This window comes from Arthrobacter nitrophenolicus, from assembly GCF_000332815.1.
In the GTDB taxonomy this organism is placed as follows: domain Bacteria; phylum Actinomycetota; class Actinomycetes; order Actinomycetales; family Micrococcaceae; genus Arthrobacter; species Arthrobacter nitrophenolicus.
In genome coordinates this window covers 1-7,716 of sequence record NZ_AOFD01000096.1, presented here as the reverse complement: position 1 = coordinate 7,716, position 7,716 = coordinate 1, and the positions used below count along the sequence as shown (strand labels likewise).

Sequence of the window (7,716 nt, the reverse complement as noted above, 5' to 3'; positions counted from 1 at the left end):
CGCACCCCGGACGACCAGGCTAGTAGCTCAGGTCGGACGCCTAACGCAATTTCGACGCCGCATGCCTCGGTCGGCGAAGGCTGGAAAACCGCGACCGAACACCCTTGGCAGCCTGGGCTTTACTAAGACTGCCTTCACATTATCTGCCCCGCCAACATTCAGGAAAGAATCAACATGGCGTCCCCATTTCTGCTCAGTGTTCCCGACGAAGCGTTCCGGCAATCTCTTGGTCCGCTCCCTGCCGGCGTGGATGTTGCCGTTTGGGAGATGCAGGGGGCCTGGGCCCGGGATGACGTGCCGGACATCGTAGTGTTGCCGTACCAGAGGGAACTGGAGGCTCTGCCTCACCTGCGCGATCTTCGCCCACGGCTGATCCAAACGCAGACAATTGGCTATGACGGTTTTGGCGCGGCGATGGCACCGGGACAGGTAGTTGCCAACGCAAGTTCCGTTCATGAAACGTCTACCGCCGAGCTCACCATGGCATTAGTCCTTGCATCACAGCGGGGACTTCCGGAAATCATTCGCGTGGGACCGAACCGGGCACGTCGGTGGCATCCCTCCCTTGCCGACCGGTCAGTGCTGCTGATCGGCTACGGCGGGGTAGGACGTGCCATCGAAAGCAGCTTGCGCCTTTTGAAGTGGAGCTCACAAGGGTTGCGGGCCGTCGGCGCGAGGATGGCAGGGGTGTGGTGCATGGGGTTGCGGAACTGCCCCGGCTGCTTCCGGACGCAGAGATAGTCATCGTCTGCGTGCCGCTGAACGACACTACCGTGGGACTGATTGATGATGCCTTCCTCAGGGCAATGCCTGACGATGCTCTCCTGGTTAACGTCGCCCGCGGCAAAGTGGCTGACACCGCTGCGTTGACCCGGCATGCGCAGCTCGGTCGCCTGCGGTTGGCCTTGGACGTCACCGAGCCTGAACCGCTCCCGGATGACCATGCCCTGCTCAGTCTGCCAAACGTGCTCATCACCCCGCATGTCGGTGGAGCGTCTTCGTCCATGGGGCCACGCATGGCCCGCTTGCTCCACACCCAAATCAACTACCTGCGTGCAGGCCAGGAACCAACCAACATCGTCCTGCACACCTAGCCCTATCCGCCGTCCCCATGGAGGCTCCCCTCATGACCCCTGCCTAGCCGTTGCCCGTCCAGGATCTCGCCGCTAAGGCCGACGAGATCCGGGTTTCGATCCGCTTTTAGTAACCACTGGGGCAACATTTAGTGGAGGCATTCACTTAGAGGGATGTGCTCCACACGATCGAAAGGATTACCCATGACCCCCTCGTCCACCGCCTCAGCCCTGCGCGGTGTCGGCGGTTTCGCCGTCGCTGCCGGGACACTGTTAGTTGCCGCCGGAGCCGGCGCCTGGGTCACGGTTACAAAGCAACTTCAAGCGGAGAAGATTGACGTGCCAAGCGATGCCCCGGTACTCGCTGGGAAGCGCGTGCAGGGTCCGGCGACGGCCTACGTCCAGGCGCTCGTCATTAAACGCCATGCCGAGCGCGGGGCGGGCGGCCGCACTTTCGCCGACATCAGCAACGCTATCCGTAGAGTAGACGGCGGCAGTGACGAGGCCGCCGAACTGCGCAAGCAGAGCGTCGCCCTCTCGACGGCGGCCTCGCTGCGCACCTCCCTCATGACCTCCGTGCTCGCCTACGGTGTCAGCGCATTCGCCGCCGGCCTCGGCGCCTTCTTCCTCCTCGCCGGCTCCTTCCTGCGTCGCGCCGGTAGGTGATTGGCACCACACGCTGAGATGTTCAGCGATACGACATGCTCCGCCGCCCGTGCGGTTTAGCGGGGGAACTTTGTCCGCGCGGCCTTCGGCTTTGACTCCCTCCGTGCTCGCCTGAAGGAGTGTGTAATCATCGGCCTTGTTTTGGGCGACGAACACGAGTTAGTCCCCGACATGGCGGCTGCACGCCAGGCGGGTTGATCGTTCGGGTTTTTGCGGGAAGAATCCGGCATCGGCCGGCATCGGTCACGACGTAGTGATGATGTGCCTCGCCTACCCATGGCGAGAGCACGAAGTTGGCCATGGGGAAGCCCTCTCCGGCGAAAACCGGAGCTGTCTTTCACGACTTCCACACCCACGCCTTACGGGGTCAGCCCTTGCCTAGAGCACGCAGGCCATCAAGGTTGCGGGCTGGTGATCCCTGCGATGCACCACCACGATGTCCCCGTCGCCAACCCAGGAACATCACCCCAAGTCAGCGCAACGGGTGTCGATGCATCTGCGAGGTGCAAGCCTAGTCAGATCCAACCGCGTGCCCGGGTCACTAGAGTAGTTCGTCGATTCATAGGGTGGCTACTCCTGTCTGTCAGCGAACCGGGAGCTGATGCGCCAACGCCCGTCCGGGCATTTCCTAAAAGAATCGGTATAGGTGCCCATAGCCAGGACAAAGGGGTTTGGACCAATGGGCGTTCGGGCCCGCAGGGTGGCTTCCACGTCGTAGGATTCCGGAAAAGCATCGACACGGATCCAGTAACTTAGGGCGGATGCGGAGTCACCCGACACCGTCAGACGGGAGTTGGTGACAATGTGCTTGTGGTAGGACTCGGGAGCTCTCGTATGGACCTCAGCGAAGCGCCTGAGCTCGGCGCTGCCCGACACGAACTTTTTGACGCCGTTTCGACGAATCGATTCCCAGGTGCCGTCAGGGGTGAAGCAATCTACGAAAGAGTCTTCATCACCTGTGTCGATAGCAAGCGCGTACTGGAAAATGACGCGCAGGATGTCTCGTTCGGCAAGCAGCAATTGCAACTGCTCCTCTAGGGCATCAGATTCGGCGCTCACAATGAATTCCTCTCGTGTGGGTTTCTGACCTCGGCTGGGTCTTTCATGACGTTGGCTTCACCCAGCGCTGTTTAGGTTGGATCGGTCGGCGACTTCTCGAGGGCCAATATCGCCCGGCGGACTGGACCGGTCGCCACACGGGTGGTGGGCAGGGTGGGCGACGGGGCCGGCTCGCGGATCGACGCTGACATCTTCTGCGCTCTGGACCATCGTGGTCACATGAAGAACCCCGACGACGAGTCAATCAGTCGGTGCCCGCCTTGGGGGAATCGTTGTTCCCTGGTCCCACACTCCGTCAGGAAGGACTCGCGTGGTATCGACGACAACGACGCGGTGGACGATGAGCCACGTCCCGCCGCGGCGCTCGAATCGATCCAGATACGTGCCAGAAGCCCTGGATACTGGCTGTATGGCCGCCCAATCTAGGCGGCCCCACCGATTACTGGATTTCGGACCTCCCGCCGACACGCCGCTTAAACCCTGGTCCGGCTAGTCAAAATGCGGTGGCGCATTGAACACCACTACAGGGAACTCTAAAGCGCGCTCGACCTCTCCCGCTTCGAAAGACGAACCTTCACCCGCGGGCACCGGCCCGTCACCCTCGTCACCGCAGCCCACCTTCTCATCACCCTGCCGCGCGTCACAACCCCAAAGCAACTGGGGCAGCCTGAGCCTGCACGCCTTCCTCAAAGTACGCCGAAAAGTGATCGCCGCCTGGCTCCGTCACTGCCCCCACTGCCGCCAAAGAGCAAAGCCCCAGCTCATCGTCTTCCAGCTTCCGCTAGCGGCCACCATGCAGCAGTTTCCTAAGCGTTTGCTACCACGGAATGAAGTCCAGTCTGGTGCGTTCCTGGCGGACCGTCTTAATTTTCCACTGCCCATCGATGCGCTCATAGGTGTCGTGGTAGAAGCCGTAACCGACGATTTCCTTGAACGGGGACCCCTCTTTGAAAAGAAGCAGATCGACCATCGGCCAGATTCCGCTACCACTCGTCGGACCGGTGATCTCGATCTCGGGGACACTGGCGTGGTGGACCGATACTATGTCTACAAGAGCGGCACGGTTACTGCTGATGACATTGTCAACCCCGCGGATTACCTCGTCCGTCCCCGGCGCCAAATTGAAGCCGCTGACGGGGTCCGTTACAACACCACGGGCATCAAACACGACATCATCCGCAAAGACACTGCGAAGCAGGTCGTAGTCCTTGGTATCGGTTGCCCTGAAGTATCGAGCCTTTACGAGCTTGATGCCTTCGATTGCTTCCAGTCTGGTAATGGGATCCACCCCGCCTCTTTCCATGTTGTCCATAGTTGCGCCGTCGAGATCAGGGACCGGACCGGGCCGTGAGCGCCGGACCGTCGGGTTGGACGGTCTTCGTGAGTCGACGGTCTCAAGGGACTGCATCTTTGCGTCTTAGCCCCGTGGCCTTTGAGATCTCAATTACACACACTAACCGTACGTAAGTCAATCCCTTTCAGGGTGTTAGTGCCGACTGGCTCCTATTATCGTGCAGGCCTCGGCTCGATGGACGAGCATCGCGCAGGTCTATATTGATGCGCGTCACCGGGAGAGGACGGGATCGATCAGATCGTGCTCGGCTGTCCGCTCGGGAACTGACCACGGGCGAAATGCCCGCACATTGCGAGGAGGTTTATGGCGCCAAGGTCACCAAAGTCACCATCAGCCGCATCAAGGAGAAGGTCGCGGGGGAGCAGGCCGGATGGTCGTCCCGGCCGACGGATCGTTATATCCGGTGCTGTTCGTTGACGCGGTCGTCGATTTTGGTCCGTGACGGGCAGGTGCGCAATACCCCGTTCTGCGTGGTCATGGGCGTTACAACCAGCGGGGAGCGGGAGATTTTGGGGTCTGGGCCGGCGACGAGGTGCATCAGATCACGGAGCTGCGGCGTCCCCTTCCTCGCAGGCCGTGAGGGCTATTGCCAGTTCCTCGATCTAATTTTCAAGGGTGCCCTGCATCAGCTCGGCCAGGAACACATCCAATTGCCGGCTGATGCTGTTGTCCGCGTCCACGGGCGTGACCGGGTGTGTCTGTTCTAGGTAGAGACCTTCCCAGGGTGAGCACTGGAACTCGTCTACCGCCGGGGCCGCTGCTGGCTGCTGCGGTTTATCCGTAATGCAAGCGGGGCTGTCCGTGCGCAGGGCAAAGTTGCTGCGGTGGCGGAATGCCCTAAAGATGGCGCGGTGCCCGATGGAGATCGGCATTGGTTTCCTTCTTCTGATGGCCCTGCAAAGACTGTCTTCCGGCCCTCGGTAGTTGTGTTTGGTGGTGGAAAAAGCGCTGGACAAGGCGGTGGGGCGACGGATCTCATGTGTACGGAGCGTAGACCTCATTGCCGTTGGCTCGTTCCACCATTTGTCGCGGCTCCACACCGCTGGCGGCAATCCAGAGAACATTGTTGTCGGCAGTGACTGCCTCTACTGTTCCTGCCCTGATGGTTATCCTGCCTCGCCTTATCTCGACGTGTTGTCCCAGTGTGCGCTGCCAGTCGGGTTGCCAGTGAAGTTCCACGTCCTGTAATCCTTCGTGGTTAATTGATGTCGATCGATTGGGCGTCGACGAGTTCGCGGAATTTAGAGCCGTGCCAGATAAGCGGCTCGTTGTCGCCCACACCAAGCTTGTGTACTTCGAGCAGGACCATCCAGTGGTCACCCGCCCCGGTAACTTCGTGGATCGAGCACTCGAGCCACAGCGCCGCGTCTTCGATGAAGACCGAACCGGATTCATTGACCTCGATCGCGACCTGCTCGAATCGGGCAGCGCGGTCCTTGCTTGCGAGCTTGCGCGTTAGCCCTCCCTGGCCCTTGCCGAAGATTGAAACGCCGAGAGAGGGGGCACTTTTGATATGCTCCCAGGTTTCGGATGTCTTTTGCACCGCGACCGAAACGAGGCACGGTTCGAGTGAGACGCCAACCATGAACGACGATGCGACGAGCGCGTGTTTCTCGTCGTCGATGTCCACCGCGAGCACCGCTACACCGGATGGGAAATGAGAAAAAGCCTTTCGCACCAGCATCGGGTCCTCGCTGAAGGCACTCACCCTGGGTTCGGTTGCCAGTTCCTGTGTCATGAAATCTAGTCCTTTCAGAAGAGGCATGCCCTCTGCTTGGCGGCCACCACGGTGACCGAGAGTGAATTCGTGCATAGCCCCTGCCGCCGGCGGCGCGGCAGAGCGAGGTTGCCAAAGTTGTTGTCTACAGGTCAGCCATTCCTACCTGCATGGAGCCGGGCTTATGAAGCGACCGGCAAGGAGGTCCTGATTCGTACACCGACGAAAGCGGTGTGGGGGTCTTCACTGCCGAAGTGCCGGACAGAGCATCGTCGACTCAGCCAGCGCCGCCGGTAACCAGGATCTACTTTCCGGCGATTAGGAATGACATATTCGTGCTTCTTCCTTAGACGACTGTGTCTATTTGTCTTTAAAGCGTTTACACCCGCAACCCAAAACGAGCAGCGGATCTGCAACCGACCGCGACATCGAATCCCCTGCAGTGATCCGGGTCTCATGAATTATTTCAGCACGAAGATCGTACGTAAGTCAAGAGTTCGGTCTTCTTTGTGCGGCAATTATGCAAACACTTGTGCGGTATCCAGGCACTATGCGTACGCAATCCAGTGGATGGAGGTGGCTCCGGTTGGTACTCCTGGTTTCGATCGTTAGTACCGCATCGTCCTAGCATCGGCACTGCCCCCCGATCTACCTGCAGGCCTCTGTCGCTCGTGTCGGCATTAGCCGAAGAAGATAGCCCTGTTGTTTCCCGAGAGCCGGAAGGTGGACAGGGTGACACAGGGACACCCGGGCTTCGATCGGATGTCGGCTCGGTGCGGGAAAACCGTCACTTCACCCTACAGCGGGCCTGGAGCAGGTATTTGGCTTCGACTACGGCCAACGCAGGGAAGTAACGGGTATTCGCACTGCTCAGGTAGGCGAAGTGGTGGGAATACTGCACCACGAGCCGGGCCGGGCGATGGTTGTGGACTGGGCCGGGGGCCACCCCGGGTCGTAGTGCAATCACCGGGGAGGGTGACGGAGGTCTATCGGTTCACGGCGGTGCTGCCGTAGGCCGGGCCAGTGTCTGCCATGGGCTGACCGCGGATATTCTCCGCGCCCAGTGGCTCTTCACGTCCGCTGTTCTACCGCAGTCTTGTATTCCAACAACTCGGAGCTCGTATACCCTGGGTCTTCTTCGGCTACACAATCCTTGTTTCGCGATGTCGAGAGGTGGCCTGTTGCCTGCAGCACATCGTCCAGCCAACTCACGCGGTTGATGAAACGCCTCCCCTTTCGCGCGGTTGTCCACCGATAAGAATCGTGTTCCCAGTTGAGGCGAAGCCGTCGGCGGTTTGTCGCAGCTGTGAACGTGTGCACAAGCCACGGCGCTCCGACGCCGTCGACGAGCACCAGTGTTGGCCCTTGCCGGAGTTCCAAGACGTCCTTGACATCCAAGCCGGCTTCTTCGGAGAGCTCATCAAAAGCCTGTTGGGCCGGTGTTACTCCCGGCTCGACGAAACCACTGATGCAATGCCACATCCCGCTGTCATGACCGAGCCGCCGGCTTCTCCTGAACAGCGCAATCCTGCCTCGCCATTCGATAACGGCCGCGACTACGACGCGCTCAGGAGGGATGTCAGTCCTGAGGTCATGTTCACTCGTCAGAACCGGGGGCACGTCGATGATGCTCATATTGTTTCCCTATGACCATGCTTAGCCGGTAGCTTTGCTCCTTCGCGCTTTCGCGTGCCAGCTCTCCAGTGCGCGACTGCACTGGATGAGCGCCACGTCAGGAGTGAGCGCTGTGTTCGGGGGTGTGGCATGGAGGGCGCCCGGCTTTCTTATTCGGATGCAATGAACGAGTTATGCGACGCGCGGCACGAGCCGCGCGCAAGCCGAGTACC

Annotated in this window: 8 protein-coding genes; 3 read left to right on the top strand and 5 right to left on the bottom strand. The window is 60.3% G+C overall.

Annotated elements, in window-relative coordinates; translation table 11 throughout:
- Positions 1-551 precede the first annotated feature (551 nt).
- Complete coding sequence (locus tag G205_RS23890; protein WP_338058442.1) at positions 552-1,094, top strand: NAD(P)-dependent oxidoreductase; 543 nt, start codon at positions 552-554, stop codon at positions 1,092-1,094.
- Between the two features lie 183 nt (positions 1,095-1,277).
- Positions 1,278-1,739 (top strand): hypothetical protein, encoded by a 462-nt coding sequence (locus tag G205_RS20070; protein WP_009359635.1) that lies wholly within the window; start codon positions 1,278-1,280, stop codon positions 1,737-1,739.
- Positions 1,740-2,309: 570 nt separating this feature from the next.
- Here G205_RS20070 and G205_RS20065 read toward each other — a convergent pair.
- Both G205_RS20065 and G205_RS20060 read right to left on the bottom strand, forming a co-directional pair.
- Positions 2,310-2,798: a nuclear transport factor 2 family protein gene (locus G205_RS20065; RefSeq protein ID WP_009359634.1), complete on the bottom strand. Its 489-nt coding sequence runs from the start codon at positions 2,796-2,798 to the stop codon at positions 2,310-2,312.
- A gap of 817 nt (positions 2,799-3,615) precedes the next feature.
- On the bottom strand, positions 3,616-4,110 hold the full coding sequence (locus G205_RS20060; RefSeq protein WP_160166622.1) for a nuclear transport factor 2 family protein: 495 nt from the start codon (positions 4,108-4,110) through the stop codon (positions 3,616-3,618).
- Positions 4,111-4,355: 245 nt separating this feature from the next.
- On the opposite strand from G205_RS20060, the gene G205_RS24145 reads away from it, so the two are divergent.
- Positions 4,356-4,859 (top strand): transposase, encoded by a 504-nt coding sequence (locus G205_RS24145; RefSeq protein ID WP_083875134.1) that lies wholly within the window; start codon positions 4,356-4,358, stop codon positions 4,857-4,859.
- Here G205_RS24145 and G205_RS22255 read toward each other — a convergent pair.
- The 3 genes from G205_RS22255 to G205_RS20800 all read right to left on the bottom strand — a co-directional run bounded on the left by G205_RS22255 (position 4,755) and on the right by G205_RS20800 (position 7,504).
- A complete protein-coding gene (locus G205_RS22255) occupies positions 4,755-5,024 on the bottom strand; it encodes a hypothetical protein (RefSeq protein WP_009359631.1) in 270 nt (89 codons plus the stop codon). The two genes, G205_RS24145 and G205_RS22255, sit on opposite strands and share 105 nt — an antisense overlap.
- Before the next feature lie 326 nt (positions 5,025-5,350).
- Positions 5,351-5,890 (bottom strand): flavin reductase family protein, encoded by a 540-nt coding sequence (locus G205_RS20050; protein ID WP_009359630.1) that lies wholly within the window; start codon positions 5,888-5,890, stop codon positions 5,351-5,353.
- 1,050 nt (positions 5,891-6,940) lie between these two features.
- On the bottom strand, positions 6,941-7,504 hold the full coding sequence (locus G205_RS20800; protein ID WP_009359629.1) for an NUDIX domain-containing protein: 564 nt from the start codon (positions 7,502-7,504) through the stop codon (positions 6,941-6,943).
- Positions 7,505-7,716: the final 212 nt, after the last annotated feature.